We start from the raw sequence: 20,308 nt of genomic DNA, 5'->3' as shown, positions 1-20,308 counted from the left end.
CGGAAGGTCCGCTGACGCCAAGCCTACCCCGGTCCCACCCCTGGCAATCGGCAAGCATTAGAACCACTTAACCAGTAGTTGCCCATGTAGTATGCGTCGCATTAAGTTGCTGGAAGTCCGCTCCGAGCTGGGAGCGGGTACCCGAGGTTCTAGCCTCGGCATTGATGCCCTGCGCATCGCCTGCCTTAACCAAGGCTCCGATTATTTTCGTCAGTTCAACGCCGTAGTCGTGCCCGACCAGAACCAGGCACTATTCGACGAAAACCAGTTTCCCTTCGCCAAGCACATTGATGCGGTGTACACGGTGCAAAAAGCTATAGCCAGCACCGTCGAGCAAACGCTCCGTTTCGGCGAGTTTCCATTGGTGCTGGCCGCCGACCACTCCAACGCCGCTGCCACCATTGCCGGCATCAAGGCGGCCTATCCCCACAAAACGCTTGGGGTGGTGTGGATAGATGCCCACGCCGATATTCACTCGCCCTACACCACACCCTCGGGAAATATGCACGGCATGCCGCTGGCCCTAGCCCTGAACGACGACAACCTACCCTGCCAGCGCAACCAAGTGCCCCCCGAAACCGAGTTTTTCTGGCGACGGCTGCAAAACCTGGGCGAGCCCGGCCCCAAACTCCTGCCTGAGCACCTGACATACGTGGTAGTGCGCGACACCGAAGCCGAAGAAAACGCCATCATCCAGCGCCACGGCATCAAGAACTTCACGTTGGAAGAAGTAACTGAAAAAGGCGCCCATCAGGTAGCCCGCGAAATCTACGAGCGGCTGCGCTTCTGCGATATGGTGTACATCTCGTTTGATGTCGATTCCCTGGATTCGCGCTTCAGCAAGGGCACCGGCACGCCCGTGCGCGCTGGCCTCGACGTGCCCCAAGCCACCGCTCTCTGCCAGGCCCTGCTTGATAACGAGCGGGTAGTGTGCTTCGAGATGGTGGAAATCAACCCTACCCTCGACTCCGAAAATACCATGGCCCAGAACGCCTTCACGATTTTGGAAGCAGCTACGGAGACGATTCAGGAGCGCCTGCGTGTGGACGCGGTGACCTCGCGCGGCCCGCGTGGGGAAGTGGCGGGAGGGTAGGGCAGAATAGTGGGCCTGTTGTAATACAATGTATTATAGGTAAATAGGTGATATACTTGCCGTACTATATTGTGTGCCAATAGGTCCATTAATTAACTCTCTGCTGATGAAGAATAGCTGCATCCTGTTCGTATTGTTCCTATTTACTACACTGGCAAAAGGTCAAACGGCGGTAGACCTCACGAAATTCTCTAAAAAGAATGGGGCCAGCGCATCAATAAAAGGCAATAAGGTAGAGATAGACTGGCCGGCCCAGGGCACTACCCGTGGCAAAGTCATCCTGAATCTCACCGAGAAAACACCTCTTTTTAGCAGCCTGCAAGTCAGTCAGGGAAAGCGCTTTCAAGTTATTGCTACCGATTTGCAGCCTGAGTTTATTCTGACAATTGGCAAGCGGGATTTAATCTCGCAAAACGGTTGGAATATCTTCTTCGATAAGGTGCCAAACAAGCCTTTCGCATCTCATCGGGTAGGGATGAGCAACCGGCAAGTGGCGGTGCGCAGCAGCGGTTCTAGAACAATCATTACCGTGGGTAGTCTACAGGCTGCCGATTTTAGTGGTAACCTGGAACTGACACTGTATCACGGTAGTACGTTGCTAAACGTAGCAGCCGTGGTATCCACCAAAACGGATTCGACTGCCATTGTATATGATGCCGGTTTGGTGAGCGAAAAGCCAGCGTGGCAGCGCATAAGCTGGTCGGCCACCAACAAAGAGTACCAAAGCACCCTAGTAGGCGTAGCTGATACCAGCCGAAATCAGGCAGTGAAATACCGGACTGTTTTAGGCGAAAGCGCTGGGGGCAGTTTGGCCGTGTTTCCGGCGCCACACCAGTATTTCTACCCCTTAGACGAAGCGTTTAACCTCAAGTTTGTATGGTTTGGCACCGATTATCGGAAGCTACTGCCTGGGTACGGCCTGGGTATCCGGCAGGATTTGTATGGGGATAAACGCTATGTACCGTGGTTTAACGCGCCACCTAGTACTGCGCAGCGCCTGAACTTTTACTGCTTGCTAGGACCCGGCAAAGCAGAGCCGCTACTGCAGGAAGTGAAGCGCTATACGCACCAAGATACCTATGCACAATTGCCGGGGTATAAAACTATGGCCAGCCACTTTCATAATGAGTACGTGATGAACGTGCTGCTGCCTGGGAAAGAGGCCGCCGGTACTCCGGAGTTTGTGAAGGTGTTCAAAAGCCTCGGCCTTGACATCGTGCATCTTGGCGAGTTTCACTACACCGCGCACCCAAAAGGACCTAACGAGCAGCGCTTGCGGGAGCTAGCTGCTTTATTCGAGCTGTGCCAAAAGGCATCAGACAAAGACTTTTTGCTGCTGCCCGGCGAAGAACCCAACGAGTTTTTGGGCGGCCACTGGCTGGAGCTTTTCCCGAAGCCTGTGTATTGGGTGATGGCAAAGAAACCGGGGACGCCGTTTGTGCAGGAAGACGCCACGTATGGCCGCGTATACCACGTGGGAGATAAAACCGAAATGCTAAAGCTGCTCGAAGCCGAAAACGGGTTGGCCTGGACGGCACACGCCCGCACAAAAGGCTCGACCGGCTACCCGGATGCCTACAAAAACGAAGCTTTTTTTAAATCGGACCACTTTATGGGAGCTGCTTGGAAGGCCCTACCCGCCGACCTGTCACAGCCTCGCCTTGGAAAACGTACCCTGGACTTACTCGATGATTTCAATAATTGGGGATTGAGAAAGACAGTTATAGCGGAGGCCGATTTATTTACGGTGAATTTCGAAAATGAGATGTACGCTCATTTAAACGTAAATTATTTACCCCTTTCCACATTACCTGATTTTAAAGCGGGTTGGCAGCCAGTAGTGGATGTCTTGAAGAAAGGCAGCTTTTTCTCTTCCACCGGCGAAGTATTGATTCCGCAATTCACCGTGAATGGAAAGGGCGCAGGGGAAACAGTCTCACTCATAACCCCAGCTAAAGCCACTGTTGACTTTGCCCTAAACTGGACATTCCCAATGGCCTTTGCCGAAATTATTTCCGGCGACGGCCAGAAAGTATACCGCCAGCGGATAGACTTACTGCAAACAACAGCTTTTGGGAAGCAGGTATTTCACGTGCCTGCAGATCTTACTAATCGCAAATGGGTGCGTCTGGAAGCCTGGGACGTAGCAGCAAATGGTGCCTTCACACAGACCGTTTATCTTAACTAATCGACGTCGCAGACTACGAGAACGTCTTCACGGTCTATAGGCCGCTACGGAGACGATTCAGGAGCGCCTGCGTGTGGACTCCGTGACCTCGCGCGGCCCGCGTGGGGAAGTGGCGGGAGGGTAGGGGATCTGTACTTTCTGACAGGAATATCCCAATCCCGTATTCTTTATCTTTGACGCAACGTACGGTAAACACCCCGCCAAAACGGTTGCCTACAAACGGCGACCCCCCGGCTGTGGGGACAACCGAGGGGTCAGAAGATTGGGTGCTGTAACACCCTCACTTCGACTGCAATGAAGAAGGTGCGTACAAACGTGAAACGTACTGACAAGGTCGGTTGGTTTCACCTTCTCTTAGAACTATCTAAAGCAGCACTAGGAGGAGCAGTTCGAGCCATGGTTAGCCACTGGCTCGGGCACTCGTAAAAGTAACGGCGGCCTGCGCGTTGGCGCAGGCCGCCGTTTTGCTTAATGGACCGTTCATCCATTCGGTTTGTTTCAGTACAAACTTACATAGTTTACAGAAGATTTGTACGAACCAAGTAACTGAACAAATTAAACGGCATTGCCAAAGTGTTGTTCTGCAAGAACTCGTATGACGTTATACCCCCAAACAGCCTGCGCGGGTAAAGTAGTAGGATTTGTTTGAAATTGGTATGTACTGCTATCTATAGTAATTCTCAGAGGGTGCTCCTCTCGCTGGCTGTTACGTATGGGAACATAACCCTGAAAAACACGAGCGTTTGGCCTCCAGCTTTGTGATTCGACTGTGAGTGGCACTACCATAGCATCAAGCTGTAAAGGGCGACATCCTATAATAGGTTGTCCCAACTTGATAATGCCTTTGACATGCATGAATCCATGCTCAAGGATTTGAGCGCCAACAATGGTTTCAAAGCAAGGCGGCTGTGAGTCGGTCCAATCCAGTAGACCAGCGTAAAACTCACGATAATTCTTTGTAGAAGCTGGTGGCACATCCAACACCCGACCACAAGCAAAGCAACCATTTGTCAAGGGAATAGCCCAAAACTGACCTGGCTGTAGCTGACGATTGGACTTGGGGAGAAACGGATAGGTAATCATAGCTAATGAGTGCTACTGCTACATCTGACACAAGATTCAACTTTTCCCCCAGCTTCCCCGCCACCTCCCTACCTTTGCAGCAGTAGAAACCGGCCGCGGCTTCTGCTGCTGCCCGTTGCGCCCTACCCGTGGCGTGGGTTAGGAGCAGCCGCGCCACCCCAGCAGCTCTCCCGTGCAACAACTCGAACAGACCCTCAAAGCCGCTCTCAGCGCGGCCATGCAACACGTTTTCGGAGCCGATGTGCCCGCCCAGCAACTCACGTTGCAGCCTACTCGCAAGGATTTCGCGGGCTCGTTTACGCTCGTCACGTTTCCCTTCACCAAAACCCTGGGCAAAGGCCCCGAGCAGATTGGGCAGGCGCTGGGCGAGTGGCTGGTAGCCAATGAGCCCAGCATCACGGGCTACAACGTAGTGAAAGGCTTCCTGAACCTGGAAGTGGCCGTGCAGGAATGGGTGAAGGTGTTTCAGCAGTTGCGCCAGCAGCCTGCTGATGCGCCGGTAGCAACCGGCGGTCCGCAGGAAGTGGTAGTGGAGTATTCGTCGCCGAATACCAATAAGCCCCTGCACCTGGGCCACTTGCGCAACAACTTCCTCGGCTACTCGGTGGCCGAGATTTTGAAAGCTACAAGTGCCACTGTTAGCAAGGTAAACCTTGTAAACGACCGGGGTATTCACATCTGCAAGTCGATGTTGGGCTACCAGATGTTTGGGCACGCTGAAACACCACAGGAAGCCGGCCTGAAGGGTGACCATCTTATCGGCAAGTACTATGTGCTGTTTGAGAAGCACTACCGCGAGCAAGTGAAACAGCTCGAAACCGACGGCGTGGCCGCTGATGTAGCCAAACGCCACGCACCCATGATGCTGGCGGCGCAGGATATGCTGCGGGCTTGGGAGGCAGGCGAGGAAGAGGTAGTAAATCTCTGGAAACAGATGAACGGCTGGGTGTACGAAGGGCACGATGCTACCTACGCGGCCATTGGCGTCGATTTCGATAAATTTTACTACGAGTCGGGTACCTATCTGTTGGGTAAGGAGCGCGTGGAGGAGGGCTTGCAGAAAGGCGTATTCTTTAAAAAAGAAAACGGCTCCGTGTGGGTTGATCTGAAAGAAGAAGGCCTCGACGAAAAGTTGTTGTTGCGTGCCGATGGTACCTCGGTATATATCACCCAAGACCTGGGCACGGCTGAGCTAAAATATCAGGATTTTCACTACGACCTGAGTATCTACGTTATTGCCGACGAGCAAAATTACCACATGCAGGTGCTGAAAGCTGTGCTCAAGAAGTTGGGTAAGCCGTACGCAGATGCTATTCATCACCTCAGCTATGGCATGGTAGATTTGCCTACCGGCAAGATGAAAACCCGCGAGGGCACGGTGGTAGATGCCGATGAATTGGTGAATGAGGTAGTGGAAGCCGCCAAAGCAGCTACCCTCGAAAAGGGCAAAACCGAAGGACTCTCAGAAGAGGAAGCGCAGCAACTCTACCACATGCTGGGTCTGGGCGCGCTGAAATACTACCTCTTGAAGGTAGACCCCAAGAAACGGATGCTCTTCAACCCCGAAGAATCGGTGAGCCTGGAGGGGCACACAGGGCCATTCATTCAGTATTCACACGCTCGGATTTCGGCTATTCGTCGCAAGGCGGCTGAGCAGGGCATCAGCGAAACCGCTGACTTAGGTAGCCTCGCCGAGCTGCACGCTACGGAGCAGGAATTGGTACAGGAACTGGCTCGTTATGCGGCTGTGGTGACGGAAGCCGCCCGCATCTATTCGCCCGCCATTATCGCGCAATACGCCTACGACCTCGCCAAAGCCTACAACCGCTTCTATACGGAGGTGCCGGTCTTTAATGAGTCGGACGAGACGAAAAAGGCCTTCCGCGTGGCGTTATCAGCGCAAACGGCTGGCGCTATCAAAACCAGCATGGGGCTTCTGGGCATCCAGGTACCTGAGCGGATGTAATACTTCGCGTTTCGCCCTATCTATAGCCCACGATTCTAAATCTAGGCTATAGAGCGAATAAAGCTTATACTAGTATAGTACCTATGAAATCAGTAGCAGTATACTGCGGTTCCAGCATTGGCCGCAACGACCTCTACCGGCAGCAAGCCCACGAAATGGGTCGCATACTGGCCGAGCGTGACCTGACGCTGGTATACGGCGGCGGGAAGGTAGGGCTGATGGGCACCATTGCCGACAGCGTGCTCCAGCACGGCGGCCGGGCTGTTGGCGTCATTCCCGAATTCTTGGCCAGTAAAGAAGTGGCGCACCTAGGCCTAACGGAGCTATACGTGGTGCAATCCATGCACGAGCGCAAGCTAAAAATGGCCGAGCTAGCCGATGGCTTTGTGGCCATGCCCGGTGGCTACGGTACCCTGGAAGAACTGTTTGAGGTGCTGACCTGGGGCCAGTTGGGTCTACATCCCAAGCCCATTGGGGTGCTGAACGTAGCCGGTTTCTATACCCACCTGCTCCGCGCCCTCGACCACATGGTAGACGAAGCCCTACTCCGCTCCGAAAATCGCCAGCAACTGTTGCAAGCCGAAACGCCCGCCGTTCTGCTCGACCACATGGCCGCTTATCAGCCTGCGCAGGTAGAAAAGTGGCTGACGCCCTCCAAAACGTAGGCGCAGAGTTGCTTTCCTCGAGAAAGCAGAACCGTTGTATCCAACAAATACGTACCTTCTCCTGCCGAAACCAATGAGCTAGTTTAGTGGTTTGTCGGTTGCATATCTTCCACTTCTCCCTCGATTACTCTCATGAAAATTTCGTCGCTGTTTCTGCTGGGTACCTTGGCTATTGCCGGTCTCTCGGCCGCCACGTTTGCCACCCAACCCACTTTTGCCATGACCGAAGCGCCCGCCGCCCCCGCCACTGTGTATGATTACACCGTGAAAACCATTGAAGGAAAAGACGTGAAGCTAAGCCAGTACAAAGGCAAAAAGCTGCTCATCGTGAACACGGCCTCTAAGTGCGGCTTTACGCCTCAGTATAAAGAACTGGAAGAGTTGTCGAAAAAGTACGCCGGTAAGGTCGTAGTGCTGGGCTTCCCATCGGATAGCTTCAACCAAGAGTTGGATTCTGACACGGAGGTAGCCGCGTTCTGCGAGAAAAACTATGGCGTTACGTTCCCGCTGTTCAGCACCGTAGCCGTGAAGGGCGACGATGCTGCGCCACTATATAAGTTCTTGGCTGATAAGTCGAAGAACGGAACTGTGAGCGACGCGCCTAACTGGAACTTTTGCAAATACCTAGTCGACGAGAAAGGACACGTGGTAGCGTTCTACCCATCCAAGGTGAAGCCCATGAGCGACGAGCTGGTAGCGGCTATCCTGAAATAAAACAGCATCTGATACAATCGTATTCCGGACAATAGGAGGAGGGTCTGCCGCTTCCTGTTGTCCGGAATATTATTTTATGCGGGTAGGCTGCCTACCTTCGCACCGCTTGCACTAACTGCTTTTCTCCTATGATACGCACGGTTATCTTTGATATGGATGGGGTGATTGTCGATACGGAACCCGTACACCGCTACGCTTTTTTTCGGCATTTCGAGGAGTTGGGTATCGACGTCTCGGACGAGGAATACGCTGGCTTCACGGGCTCTTCTACCAAAAACGTGTACCAGCAGCTAAAGCAACGTTATGGGCTTGCGGCGGAAATTGATGATTTGATGGCGCGCAAGCGGGAGTTCTTCAACCGGGCGTTTGACGAAAAGCCGGACCTCTACCTGCTGGGTACTGTTCGTGCCCTCATTGAAGACCTGCACGCGCACGATTTTCAATTGATTTTGGCTTCTTCGGCTTCAAAAGGAACGATAGGCCGGGTCATGAAGCGGTTCGACCTGTACCCGTATTTCGACCACGTGCTTAGCGGAGAAGACTTCACGTACTCCAAGCCTGATCCGGCTATTTTTGAACAGGCTGCATCCCTGGCCGTCGGCTCTAAAAAGGAGTGCATCATTATTGAAGACTCTACCAATGGTATTGCTGCGGGCAAAGCCGCAGGTATTTATTGCATTGGCTTCGATAGTGAGCACTCAGCATTGCAGGATCTAAGCCAGGCGGACCTGGTTATTCATGACTTCTCGGAGTTAAACGCCGCTTCTATAGCGGCCATTGAGCCGGCGTAAATCTGACTTTTCATCCTCTTATTTCCTTATCCTATATTTCTGCTTCGCAATGGCTGTCCCTGTTTCTGCCACGCCCTCTGGTGCCGTTAGCCCGGCTAAAGCCTGGATTTCAGCTTTCCGGCCGCGCACCTTACCCTTATCGTTGGCCAGTATTTTTACCGGGGGCTTTCTGGCGGCAGCTCACGGGCAGTTTCGGGGTAGCGTGTTTGCCATAGCCGTCCTGACTACCATTCTGTTGCAAATCTTAAGCAACCTGGCCAACGACTACGGCGACTCCCAAAATGGTGCCGACAGCATCCACCGCGAAGGACCGCAACGGGCAGTGCAAGCCGGCCATATCACGCCGGCTCAGATGAAGCGCGGTATGCTGCTTTTTGGCGCTTTGTCCCTGGCCTCTGGTATTGCGCTGCTGTGGGTTGCGTTAGGGCTAGCGGCTATGTGGATTACAATTAGCTTTTTTCTGCTGGGGCTGGCGGCTATCTGGGCAGCTGTCAACTACACAGCCGGTGCTAAGCCCTACGGCTACGCCGGACTAGGCGACATATCGGTATTCTTGTTTTTTGGATTGGTAGGCGTATGCGGTACCTACTACCTCCAAACGCAGACGTTGCCGCTGCTGGTGCTGTTGCCAGCTGCTGCGCTAGGGTGTTTTGCAACTGCTGTATTGAACGTTAACAACATCCGCGATATCCGCTCTGATAAGCTGGCCGGTAAAATTACGATTCCGGTGCGGCTGGGGCCGGTAGCTGCTCGTCGCTACCATTGGCTATTATTAGGGGTCGGGTTCTTGTGTGCTATAGTGTACGTTGCGCTCAACTATTATTCGCCCTGGCAGTGGTTGTTTGTGCTGTCAGCGCCGCTGCTGGTGCGCAATGGCTTATTGGTTTGGCAGCGTCAAGAATCTATGCAACTAGACCCGTTGCTGAAACAGATGGCCATGAGTACGCTGGCCTTTACTCTCTTGTTTGTGATAGGGCAGGTAGTAGGCAGTTAATAAATTCTACTTATAGTATATAATGATTGAGAAGCCCTATTTCAATTTCGCAAACGATTTCGTAAAAACAGATAATTATGTAGATGGCTGTTCATCTTATCGTTGTTTTTTAACTGCAATGTGTAAACATTCATCTGGCAATGGCGGCTAGTCTAAGAAGTCGGCAAACCTTGTCACGTGTGTGGTAAACGTATAATAGGGGTTGTGCAACACCTGAAAAAGCTGATTTAAACGTATTTAATGGGTCTTTAAAGTTTGCATTTAGTGACCATGCCGCTCTATATTTGGTTGCCTTTCCACACTGAGGTCACCCGTTAGAAGCCCATTCATCCAAATGGCGCAAACGTTATAGTAAGGATGTGGTCGTACAGTAGACTTCACAAGCCTAGCGCATCTGCTAAATAACCTATAGACGGGTGCTAAGAGTGGACCAGGTACTTCCGATCCTACCCACAATCCCACTCTGTATGGTGTTACGTTTCCACCAGTTCTTCTTATTGAACAGGAACTGGACTTATCTGCTTATAGGAATGCTTTTGCTGATTTCCAGTAATAGTGAAGGGCAGAACCTGCTACGAGCAAAAGGCGCTTCTATTGTAGATGGACAAGGAAAAGAGGTTATACTGAAGGGAGTAGGGCTAGGAGGCTGGCTGCTGCAAGAAAGCTACATGCTGAGTACCGACACGCTGAACGCGCAAGGTCGTGTCAAGCGAGCCATGCGCCGTACCATGTCAGCAAGTGAGGTAGAGAGATTCTACCAGCAATACCGCGACGGATTCATAACAAAAGCTGATATTGATTTTATTGCCGCTCAGGGGTTTAACTGCGTGCGCCTCCCTATGCACTACGACCTATTCTTAACGGCTGCCCAGCGTCGTGTGCGCGAACAGGCCTTAGACCAGGCCAGTGCTGTGCCGGCTTATGTAGCGGCGCTGGCGAAATGGTACGATGCAGACCAGCTTTTCACGAATCCAAAGGAGTTGGATGGGTTCCGTTACATTGATAATCTGCTGGCATGGTGTAAGGCCAATAAGCTATATGTAATCCTCGACCTGCACGCGGTGCCCGGTGGTCAGGGCGCCGACCGCAACATCAACGATGGTATCGTGCCGCTGGACCTGTGGAAACGGCGCGACGACAAAAAACGACTTATCTACCAGGACGTAACCGTGCGGCTGTGGCAAAAGCTGGCCGTCCGCTACCGCAACGAACCTTGGGTAGCAATGTATGATGTTATAAATGAGCCACATGGTATGGATGCCGCTCATGACATGGCAGGCGACAACTCGGAGGCGCAAACGCTGTATAGTCGTCTGATTACGGCCATTCGGGCGCAAGGCGATAAGCACCTGATTATGCTGGAAGGCAACGGCTACGGCAATGAATACACCAACCTAACGCCCGATAAGCTGCCAATAAAAGACAAAGCCAATCTGGTGTACAACGCCCACCGCTACTGGTGTACCAACGACCCTACCGTAGGAGATGCAAACCCCAATCAGATCAACCTGATTCACAACCTGGTAGCTTTCCGGGGGCGGTGGCAGGTGCCGGTGTGGGTAGGGGAGACAGGCGAAAACTCAAACGAATGGTTAACTGCTGCCGCGCAGGCGCTGAACGAACAGCACATTGGGTGGTGCCATTGGAACGTGAAGCGGGTAGCCGGCACTACCAGTCTGCTCAACATCAAGCCATACGGCTCTATCCTGACACCTGAGGGTAGGGGTAACCTACTGCGTAACATTCAGTTCCGTAACTGTGAGCCTAACCGCGACGTGCTCGACGCGCTAATGCGGCAGCCCGGCACGACGGCTACCAAGGCCTATACATCGCTAACGCTACCCGGTACCATAGCTGCTACTCATTATGATATGGGTAGGGCGGGCACTGCTTATCAGGACAGTGTGTATCAAAAAACGGATTACCGCCGGCCCGACCGCTGGAACCTGGGCGGCGCCAGCCGCAACGACGGTGTGGATGTGGGCCTGGCCCACGATGGTGATAACACCGCGCTGGCCGTGCAGCACATGACTGGCGGAGAATGGTTTCAGTACACAGTAAACATCAAGAAAGCTGGCCGCTATGTGATGCAAGCGCGGGTAGCAAACGAAGGTGCCGCCCCTGCTGAGCTACAGCTACGAGTAGCCAACAAACCCATTGCTACCCTGGCCGTTCCGCCAACCACCAACGCCGGCACCTGGACTACCTTGACAACGATGACAGCTGCTCTGCCAGTTGGGCAACATACGCTACGGGTATACGTGGTGGAGCCGGGTGCCCGGCTGGGCTGGCTACAGTTCAACTTGGTAGCAGCTTCAGCGCAGGGTGGTCAGTAAGCGGGTGCTACGTCGTTTTGTATCCTGAAAAAAAGACGGTATGAGTCTACCCTACACCCTATTGCGGCATTCCACCAAGTGGTTTTTTCTGTGTATAGTATTGATAACAAGCCTGTTGGGTGGTTCGGTGTGTCGTGCTGCGTTGCGGGAAGACACGCTCCACATCACAACGAATATAGATGAACTGCTTCTTACCCCTGCTTCCTATAGTGTACTGGAAGACCCCACAGGCCGGCTCACTATTCAGGATGTACATAGGCCAGAGTGGTTGCGCCGCTTTACAGTTGCAAGTCAGGCGTTTACTAGTATCCAGCATCCATCGGCTACCTATTGGCTGCGCCTGACGCTCCACGATGCTGAACAGGCGGAGCGCCACTGGTACCTGGAACTGCTGGACTCACATATTAACAGCATCTCGCTCTACCAAGACGAAAACAATGCCCCTATTGTGCATACAGGGGCAGATTTGCCTTTTAACAGCCGGCCGTATTTCTACAAAAATTTTCTATTCCGACTTCCACTGACCCCTGATCAGACGCACACGTATTACATCCGGCTACAGTCGAGCTCTAAAACGTCCTTCCTGGCCCGCATACGCACAGAAACAATCTTGGCCAGTCATTTTCAGCGCGAGTATGGTCTGCTGGGTGGGTTCTACGGTGTGCTACTGATTATGGTCATCTATAATCTGTGCATTTACCTGTTTATCCGTGAGCAGATGTATTTGCGCTACGTGGCCTACGTGCTGAGTTGTAGCCTAGTGTTTCTGTCAGAAGATGGGTTGGGCTTTCAGTATCTGTGGCCTACGCTGCCCTGGCTGAACCAACTGGTGAATGCTGTGGCCCCGGTACTGCTACTGCTCACATTCAGCTACTACGCCCGGCAATTCATGGATTCTGCGGAGCGACTGCCGCAGTACGATGCGTGGGTGCGGCGCGTGGTGCTGGGCAGTGCGGTGCTACTGTTGCTCGATGCCTTGGTGCTGCGCTCCGGGTTGGGATTCTGGCTCTACCCACTACCCTATACCATGGTGTGCTACCTGGCTGTACGGGTATACCAGCGCGGATTTCGACCGGCAATATTCTTTCTGGCGGCCCATAGCTTTGTGGCTATCAGTGTGTTATTCCTGGTTTTGCGAAAGCTGGGTATTCATACGCTCACCAACACTTTCACGGTATACAGCATGAACGTGGCCTTCGTGCTGGAAATAGCCGTGCTGTCCTACGCGTTGGGTGACAAGATAAAGGCCATCAAAGACGCCACCATTCGAGCACAAGAACGGCTGGTGAAGCAATTACGCAAGCGGCAGCACGCTCAAAGTCAACTGCTTGAGCAATTGCAGCAGAATCAGCAGCTAAAAGATCAGCTCAACTCGGAGTTGGAGGCCCAGGTGGCGCGCCGGACAGAAGAGTTGCGCCATCAGAGCGAAACGATTGCCGGTCAGAACCGCGAGTTGATGCAGGCAAACCGTTTGCTAGCGCTCCAATCGGCTGCCATCGAGAAATTGAACGCTGAGCTACAGCACGATTTGCAACAGGCCCAGGAAGCGCGGGTGCTTTCTCGAGAGGTGGATTTTGGAGAGTTCAGCCAAATCTATCCGGATAAAGAAGCGTGCTTGACTTATCTGGCCGAACTGAAATGGAGCAATGGTTATCAGTGTCGCCGTTGTGGGCACGAAAAGTACTGCGATGGGCGCGAGGCCCATTCCCGGCGTTGCACCCGTTGTCGGTACGTGGAGTCAGCCACTGCTTACACACTATTCCAAAAGTGTAAGTTTTCTATTGTAAAAGCTTTTTACGCAGTGTTTTTACTGCACACGCACCACGGTAATTATTCTTCTCAGGAGTTATCGCGGGTATTGGATTTGCGGCAGGGTACCTGCTGGAGCTTCAGTCAAAAAGTAGCCGAAGCAATGCGACGGCGAGAACAAGCTCCTGAGTATGACGACCAGGAAAGTTGGACAAAGCTATTGCTAGATACGCACGAAGCAGGTATAGATGACTCGCTAGTGGAGCAGAATTCAGTACGATAGTAGCTAGTTACATGTTTTTGCTGCAAACGATTTCTGTATTTCATGATTAGTGTGAAAAATATTCTATTAAACCTTCCCTAGTGACGTTGTTTTTTAACTGCGTTAGTCAGCCAGACTATACTTCGAAGAACGTTATCTAAACTATGGATTGATATAAATAATGTGTGTAGTAAGTGTATAACTTACGTGTGTAGTAATTGAAAAACGGTCGTTTTAGCGCTGTATGAAGGGTTTTGAGGCTTGCATTTGCCGAACAAGTCAAGATATCTTTGAATCGTTAACTACTCGCTTTACAAGGACAAGCATTTCCTCTCAACTAGTGAGTTAACCGTTGTGCTGCTGAGTGTTGCTGTAAAGGCTTCCCAACAGGATATCTGCTTACGAATTCCTAAATCGATTTCTGAAAACGCCTTCAGTATTCAATATTTCCTAATTCCCACACCATTTTCTTCATGAAGCACAACTCCTACTCACTCTTTTTCAGGCGGCGGGTAGTACTGCTGGCCGCCTGTGGACTGCCAGTAGCAGCGCTACCAGCAGCAGGAGCCAAGGCGCCCATTGGTCCGTTCTCAATGCTGCCGGGGAAGTACTTGGCAGATGTTCCCGTATCAGGCCGCGTAACGCAGTCCAACGGCGAAGGGCTGCCCGGTGTCACTGTTATTGTGAAAGGTACTACCCTAGGTACCTCTACGGGCGCCGATGGGTCTTTCTCATTGACTGTTCCAGAGGGAAGTACACTGGTCATTAGCTCAGTGGGCTATATCAGAAAAGAGGTGCCCATTACTGGCGCAACTAGTAGCATCAACGTTAGCTTGCTGGAAGACCGCCAAGCATTGGGCGAAGTGGTGGTAGTCGGATACGGCACACAGGAGCGCGGTAGCGTAACGGGCGCTATTTCGTCGGTGAATGGGCAAGAGTTGGTACGCCAGCCGGTGGCCGATGTGACGCAAGCCCTGCAAGGCAAAGCGGCCGGTGTGACCATCACTTCAAACGGGGGCGCCCCTGGTGGTGCGGCCGGTACGTCGGTGCGGATTCGCGGTATAACGTCGGCTGGTAATAATGCACCGTTGTACGTAGTGGATGGTTTTCCCCTGCCCTCTGGCAACGAAAGCCAACTCAACGCTATCAGCCCTAATGATATCGAGACGATTGACGTACTAAAAGATGCTTCGGCCACGGCTATCTATGGGGTGCGTGCTGCCAACGGGGTAGTAATTATCACTACCAAACGAGGCAAGGCTGGCAAGACTACCTTCAACGTAGATGCCTACCGGGGTGTGCAAACCGTAGCACGTAAGCTGGACCTACTCAACGCGGAAGAATACGCTACCATCAACAATGAGAGCCGGATAGCCGCTGGCAAACCCATTGTGGTAGACCGTCTGCGCGACCCCGCAGCACTTGGGGAAGGAACCGATTGGCAGGACTTGGTTTTCCGCCGCGCCAAAATCCAGAACTATGCTCTCTCGGCCACGGGAGGTAGTGAGAAGGCCCGCTTCGCTTTATCAGGAACTTACTTTCAGCAGGATGGTACCATCGTGGGTTCGCACTTTGAGCGCTTCACGTTGCGAGCCAACGGCGATGTGCAGGTAAACAAGATATTGAAGCTGGGCAACAGCATTCAACTTACGCACCTAAATGACCGTCAGATCACATCGAATGACGGGGAGTACGGCACAGTACAACAGTTGCTGCGCATCCCGGCTATTGTGCCAGCCTATCGGCCCGATGGCTACTGGTACCAGCCAAACGGTGCCGCAGACAACTTCACGGAGGAAAACCCACTGGCTACGGCGCAACGCGTTAACCAGAAGTTCACACGCAATCGTGCCCTGAGTACATTTTTTGCGGAACTGGAACCTCTGACCGGATTACGCTTCCGGACCAACGTAGGCTTCGACTTTATCTTTGATAACTTCAACTCCTTCGCGCCAGCAGGTCCCGTTTTGGCAGGTTACACGCAGCGCTACAACACGGCCGGTGCCTCGGCTACGGCCAGCTATGCACCTAGTTACCTGATCGAAAACACCCTGACATATGATCACCTCTTTGCTGATAAGCACCAGGTAACGCTTCTGCTTGGTCAATCGGCGCAGGAATTCAATTATAGCAACGTAGAGGCCTACCGCTCGCTTTACCTGCGCAACGATTTGCAGGTTATCAATGCCGGCCCCATTAATACGCAACTGAGCAATGCGGGCTCAATCAGCCCGCCACAGCGACTGGCCAGCTATTTTGGGCGTCTCAACTACGAGTTCTCCGGAAAATACCTGCTGTCGGCAGTGGCTCGTTACGACGGCTCCTCCGTATTCCCTCCCGGTGATAAGTTCGGTTTCTTCCCCGGTATTTCGGCGGGCTGGCGTATTTCGGAAGAGGAATTCCTGAAAGGCAACCGTGTTATCAGCAACCTGAAGCTGCGTGCTGGCTACGGCAAGGTAGGTAACCCCCTGAATGCCGGCCGCTTCGCCTACCTTTACGCTATCAACTTTGGTGTTACCTACCCCTTCGGACCAGATGGTACCATCAATACGGGTGGGGCTCCCACGCGCCAGGCAAACCCCAACCTGCGTTGGGAAAACAACAACCAGACAAACGTTGGTCTAGACGTAGGTTTGTTGGATAACCGCTTGGAAGCCAGTATCGATGTGTACAACCGTAACTCGCCGAACCTGATTGCCGGCGTGCCGGTGTCCTACGTATCGGGTACGTATGAAAACGTGAATACCAACGCGGCCTCGGCGTATAACCGCGGTATCGACTTCTCGCTGACCTCGCACAACTTCACCGGCGCGGGTCAGGCACTAAGCTGGACTACTACGCTGAACGTATCGGCCTACAAAACCAAACTGGAGTCGCTGGGTGCAGGTCTACCTTATAACGGTGGGAGTACGTTGAGCGGCAACAGCATTGTGCGTTACGATGAAGGCTACGCCTTTGGCTCATTCTATGGCTGGGTAGCCGACGGCTTGTTCCAGACGCGGGAAGAGGTAGATGCACACGCCACGCAAACAGCCCAGACGAGCCCAGGTGATATTCGCTTCAAGGATTTGAACGAGGATGGTATCATCAACGCTGATGACCGGAAGTTTATCGGTAATCCGAACCCGAATTTCACCTTTGGCATCACCAATACGCTGAACTACAAAGGCTTCGATTTGAGCTTCTTTATTCAGGGTGTGCAGGGCAACGATGTGTACAACTTGAACCGCTACCTGCTGGAAAGCGCACTGTACGGCTCATTTAGCGGTGGCACCCGCGTGCTCAACCGTTGGACTGGTCCCGGCACCAGCAACGACGTGCCCCGCGCCATCGACAGCGACCCGAACCAAAACCTGCGGGTATCTACGCACTTCATTGAGGATGGCTCGTACGTGCGCCTCAAAAACCTGACGCTGGGCTATTCGCTGCCGCAGAGCATCACCAACCGCTTCGGCTCCTCGCAGCTGCGGGTGTATTTCACGGCGCAAAACCTGTTGACGCTGACCAAGTACAGCGGCTTCGACCCAGAAGTAAGCGCCAGCGGTGTCGACCAAGGCATCTACCCGCAGTCGCGGGTGCTGATGGGCGGTATCAACATCGGTTTTTAATCTGTTCCAATTCCCACGAAAATGACTATCACAAAATATACTTGCGGCGCTTTCCTGTTGTCGCTGGGCCTGCTGACCACCAGTTGCGGGGAAGAATTCTTGGAGGAGTCGCCCTCTGACCAGATAACGGACGCTAACTTTTACAAAAACCAAACCGACGCCATTCAGGCCGTAACGGCCGCGTATAGTGAGCTGACCAAAGCCGGTCAATACAACAGCGCACTCTGGGGCATGGATATCATGGCCGATATCTCGACCACGGGCGGCGGTGGCGGCAGCGATGGTATTGAATACACCCAACTCGACGACTACAACATTCCAACTACCAATGCGATAGCGCAGCAGCTGTGGCAAGGCAGCTACATTGGGGTAGGGCGGTGCAATATTGTGCTACAAAAAGTGCCGCTTATCACGGAAATTGATCCAGCAATTCAAAAGCGCAGCTTGGGCGAGGCCCAGTTTCTGCGGGCAAAGTATTACTTTGACCTAGTGCGGGCGTATGGCGACGTGCCACTGGTGACAGTGCCACCCGCCAGCGCGGCGGAAGCCAATGTTGCTCGCTCACCGGCTGCTGACGTGTATAAGCAGATTGAACAGGACTTAAAAGATGCTATCGGGAACCTGCCTGCATCGTACAGCGGCGGCGACCTGGGCCGAGCTACCAAATGGGCCGCAACGGGCCTGCTGGCAAAAGTGTATATCACACAGGGCAACAAGGCCGGAGCTGCCGAGCAAGCGCGTGCGGTAATTACAGGCTCGGGCAAAAGCCTGTGGGCCAACTACGGCGACAACTTCAAAACGGCCAACGAAAACGGCAAAGAGTCGTTGTTTGAGGTGCAGTACATCAACGGCCGCAACGAGTACGACCGCAACAACGTGGGCTCGGCACTGAACGAGTTTTTGGGGCCACGTGGTCAGAACCAGACGCCGGGTAGCGGTTACGGGTTTGATATTCCAGAACCGGATTTCGTGAACGGCTACCTAGCCGGTGACACGCGCAAGCCCGTCACCATCTGGATGCCCGGCGACACCTACCCCGATGGTACCAAGAACCCTGCTACGCTAGGCGGCTCTCCGTTTGGGTACAGCTGCAGGAAGTGGTTTGTAGGTAAAGTAAATACCAACATCTGGGACTCGCCTCTCAACGTGCCGGTACTACGCCTAGCTGAAATGTACCTGATTCTGGCTGAGGCAGTAGGACCCACGCCGGAAGGCTTTGAGGCTATCAACAAAGTACGCCGTCGTGCGCTTGGAGTAGACTATAACACGGCCAATGCTACCGCCGATCTGAATGCTAGTAATACACCTGATTTCACCGCTGCTGTTTTGCGCGAGCGTAAGTACGAGCTAGCGTTTGAGTTTGATCGGTGGTTTGATCTGAAGCGTTACGGCGGTACCCCATACGGCCTGGTAGCGGTAATGACCGCGCAGAGTGCCTACCTCAAAACACTTGGTATCAACAGAGGGGTGCCCACGGCCAACAACCTAGTGCTGCCCATCCCGCAGTCGGAGCGCGACGTGAACCCCAACCTAACCCAGAACCCCGGCTACTAAGCCGCTTTTACGGACGCTTTCAGCCTATTTGATATGAAAATTACCAGGAACAAAGCAGTGTGGGCGCTACTGGCGAGCCCACTGTTCTTCACGGCCTGCGACAAAAACGATGAAGGGCAACTGGAAGGCGCATTGCCGTCGCCCAGCTTCACCAGCACCGTCAACTCGACGCAATTTCCCGTGAAGGTTACGTTTAATAACACCAGCGAAAACGGCTTCATTAACGAGTGGGAATACGGCGACGGCACTACCGGAACCGGTTCACCTTCCACGCATACTTACAACACGCCTGGCACTTATAAAGTACGCCTGCTAGTATCGGGAAAGGGTGGTTTTGCCCAGACATCGCAAACCGATGTGGTAGTGCCTTCGGCCTGCGGCAACACCGGCTTTTCGGCGCTGGTAGCCTGCAACGGCAGCGCACCCTCAGCGCGCGTATGGACATTTTCTAGTGCAGCCGGCGCCATTAAACGGCTGGATGCCAACGACAACGTTACGTCTTCATCGGCCGCCAACGCCCTGGCTTCTTGCCAGGCCGATGACCAGTTCAGCTTTAGTGGTAGCTCTTTCACCTACACGTACACAGCGAATAATAAGTGTGGGAATGCTGAAGCCAACGCCTCGACCAGCTTCGTGTATAAGCCGGGTAGCAATGGGCTAGGCCAGCTGACTCTGGGTAGCAGCAAAGCCTTCATTGGTGAGCAAGTGGCCCTGAGAGACAGCACCTATACCATCGTAGAAGCCAGCAGCACGGTTCTACGCTTGCGTGGTACGCTGGCAAATGGCACCAAAACAGAGGTAACGCTGGTACCCTTCGATGCCGTAACCCGCGTGAAGCAGTTGCTGACGGGTGGTACCCAGAAAACCTGGATGCTCGACAACTCGGTGGAAAAGACCATTACGGTAGGTACAGAGGCCAAGCCAACTGACTACTACGCGGGTGGTGCGGCTGGGGCTTTGCCCGCCTGCCAGGCCGATGACGAGTTTACGTTCTCTGCTACCGATGCGTATACCTATAATGCCAAGGACGAAACCTTTGTGGCTGGGAAAGATGGTGTGCCCGGTAGCTGCCAGGCCGCTCGCTCGGGTACTTCAGCCTACACCTTTGGCCCGGCCGATGGTGCAGGATTAGCCCAACTGGTATTTGCCAAGGCGGGTACGTTCATAGGTATCACCGATGCGCCGGATCTGACGTACCGCATCCTATCTATTACGGATAAGAACATGGTAATACGCGCCGGTACGGGCAAAAACAACGGCACCGTATTCGACATCAAGTTGATTGCCAAATAGCTTCTTGTGCCG

General features: G+C 53.3%; 13 protein-coding genes. 12 read left to right on the top strand and 1 reads right to left on the bottom strand.

Going from position 1 to position 20,308, the window contains the following annotated elements:
• Window positions 1-91: 91 nt before the first annotated feature.
• Both F1C16_RS11195 and F1C16_RS11190 read left to right on the top strand, forming a co-directional pair.
• Entirely contained in the window at window positions 92-1,093 is a 1,002-nt protein-coding gene (locus F1C16_RS11195) for an arginase (protein ID WP_185280743.1), read from the top strand.
• Between the two features lie 106 nt (window positions 1,094-1,199).
• Window positions 1,200-3,281 carry a hypothetical protein gene (locus F1C16_RS11190; protein ID WP_185280742.1) on the top strand — a complete coding sequence of 694 codons (2,082 nt, stop codon included), beginning with the start codon at window positions 1,200-1,202 and terminating at the stop codon, window positions 3,279-3,281.
• A gap of 555 nt (window positions 3,282-3,836) precedes the next feature.
• Here the strand turns inward: F1C16_RS11190 and F1C16_RS11185 are convergent.
• Window positions 3,837-4,364, bottom strand: a complete 528-nt coding sequence (locus tag F1C16_RS11185) for an Imm26 family immunity protein (RefSeq protein WP_185284419.1) — start codon at window positions 4,362-4,364, stop codon at window positions 3,837-3,839.
• A 172-nt stretch (window positions 4,365-4,536) separates the two neighbouring features.
• On the opposite strand from F1C16_RS11185, the gene argS reads away from it, so the two are divergent.
• The 10 genes from argS to F1C16_RS11135 all read left to right on the top strand — a co-directional run bounded on the left by argS (window position 4,537) and on the right by F1C16_RS11135 (window position 20,296).
• Complete coding sequence (argS, locus tag F1C16_RS11180) at window positions 4,537-6,330, top strand: arginine--tRNA ligase (protein ID WP_185280741.1); 1,794 nt, start codon at window positions 4,537-4,539, stop codon at window positions 6,328-6,330.
• Between the two features lie 83 nt (window positions 6,331-6,413).
• Window positions 6,414-6,995 (top strand): TIGR00730 family Rossman fold protein, encoded by a 582-nt coding sequence (locus F1C16_RS11175; protein ID WP_185280740.1) that lies wholly within the window; start codon window positions 6,414-6,416, stop codon window positions 6,993-6,995.
• Window positions 6,996-7,127: 132 nt separating this feature from the next.
• Window positions 7,128-7,709, top strand: a complete 582-nt coding sequence (locus F1C16_RS11170; protein ID WP_185280739.1) for a glutathione peroxidase — start codon at window positions 7,128-7,130, stop codon at window positions 7,707-7,709.
• A gap of 128 nt (window positions 7,710-7,837) precedes the next feature.
• Window positions 7,838-8,500, top strand: a complete 663-nt coding sequence (locus tag F1C16_RS11165) for an HAD family phosphatase (protein WP_185280738.1) — start codon at window positions 7,838-7,840, stop codon at window positions 8,498-8,500.
• Window positions 8,501-8,549: 49 nt separating this feature from the next.
• Window positions 8,550-9,494, top strand: coding sequence for a 1,4-dihydroxy-2-naphthoate polyprenyltransferase (locus tag F1C16_RS11160; RefSeq protein WP_185280737.1), 945 nt, complete (start codon window positions 8,550-8,552; stop codon window positions 9,492-9,494).
• 530 nt (window positions 9,495-10,024) lie between these two features.
• Complete coding sequence (locus F1C16_RS11155) at window positions 10,025-11,830, top strand: cellulase family glycosylhydrolase (RefSeq protein WP_185280736.1); 1,806 nt, start codon at window positions 10,025-10,027, stop codon at window positions 11,828-11,830.
• Window positions 11,831-11,870: 40 nt separating this feature from the next.
• Entirely contained in the window at window positions 11,871-13,862 is a 1,992-nt protein-coding gene (locus F1C16_RS11150) for a 7TM diverse intracellular signaling domain-containing protein (protein ID WP_185280735.1), read from the top strand.
• 452 nt (window positions 13,863-14,314) lie between these two features.
• Window positions 14,315-17,449, top strand: a complete 3,135-nt coding sequence (locus F1C16_RS11145) for a TonB-dependent receptor (RefSeq protein ID WP_185280734.1) — start codon at window positions 14,315-14,317, stop codon at window positions 17,447-17,449.
• A gap of 21 nt (window positions 17,450-17,470) precedes the next feature.
• A complete protein-coding gene (locus F1C16_RS11140) occupies window positions 17,471-19,003 on the top strand; it encodes a RagB/SusD family nutrient uptake outer membrane protein (protein ID WP_185280733.1) in 1,533 nt (510 codons plus the stop codon).
• A 33-nt stretch (window positions 19,004-19,036) separates the two neighbouring features.
• A complete protein-coding gene (locus tag F1C16_RS11135; RefSeq protein ID WP_185280732.1) occupies window positions 19,037-20,296 on the top strand; it encodes a PKD domain-containing protein in 1,260 nt (419 codons plus the stop codon).
• Window positions 20,297-20,308: the final 12 nt, after the last annotated feature.

It is taken from the genome of Hymenobacter sp. NBH84 (assembly GCF_014217645.1).
GTDB classification, from domain to species: domain Bacteria; phylum Bacteroidota; class Bacteroidia; order Cytophagales; family Hymenobacteraceae; genus Hymenobacter; species Hymenobacter profundi.
Note: the sequence above shows the minus strand (reverse complement) of the source record. Positions and strands in the feature narration are given on the sequence as shown.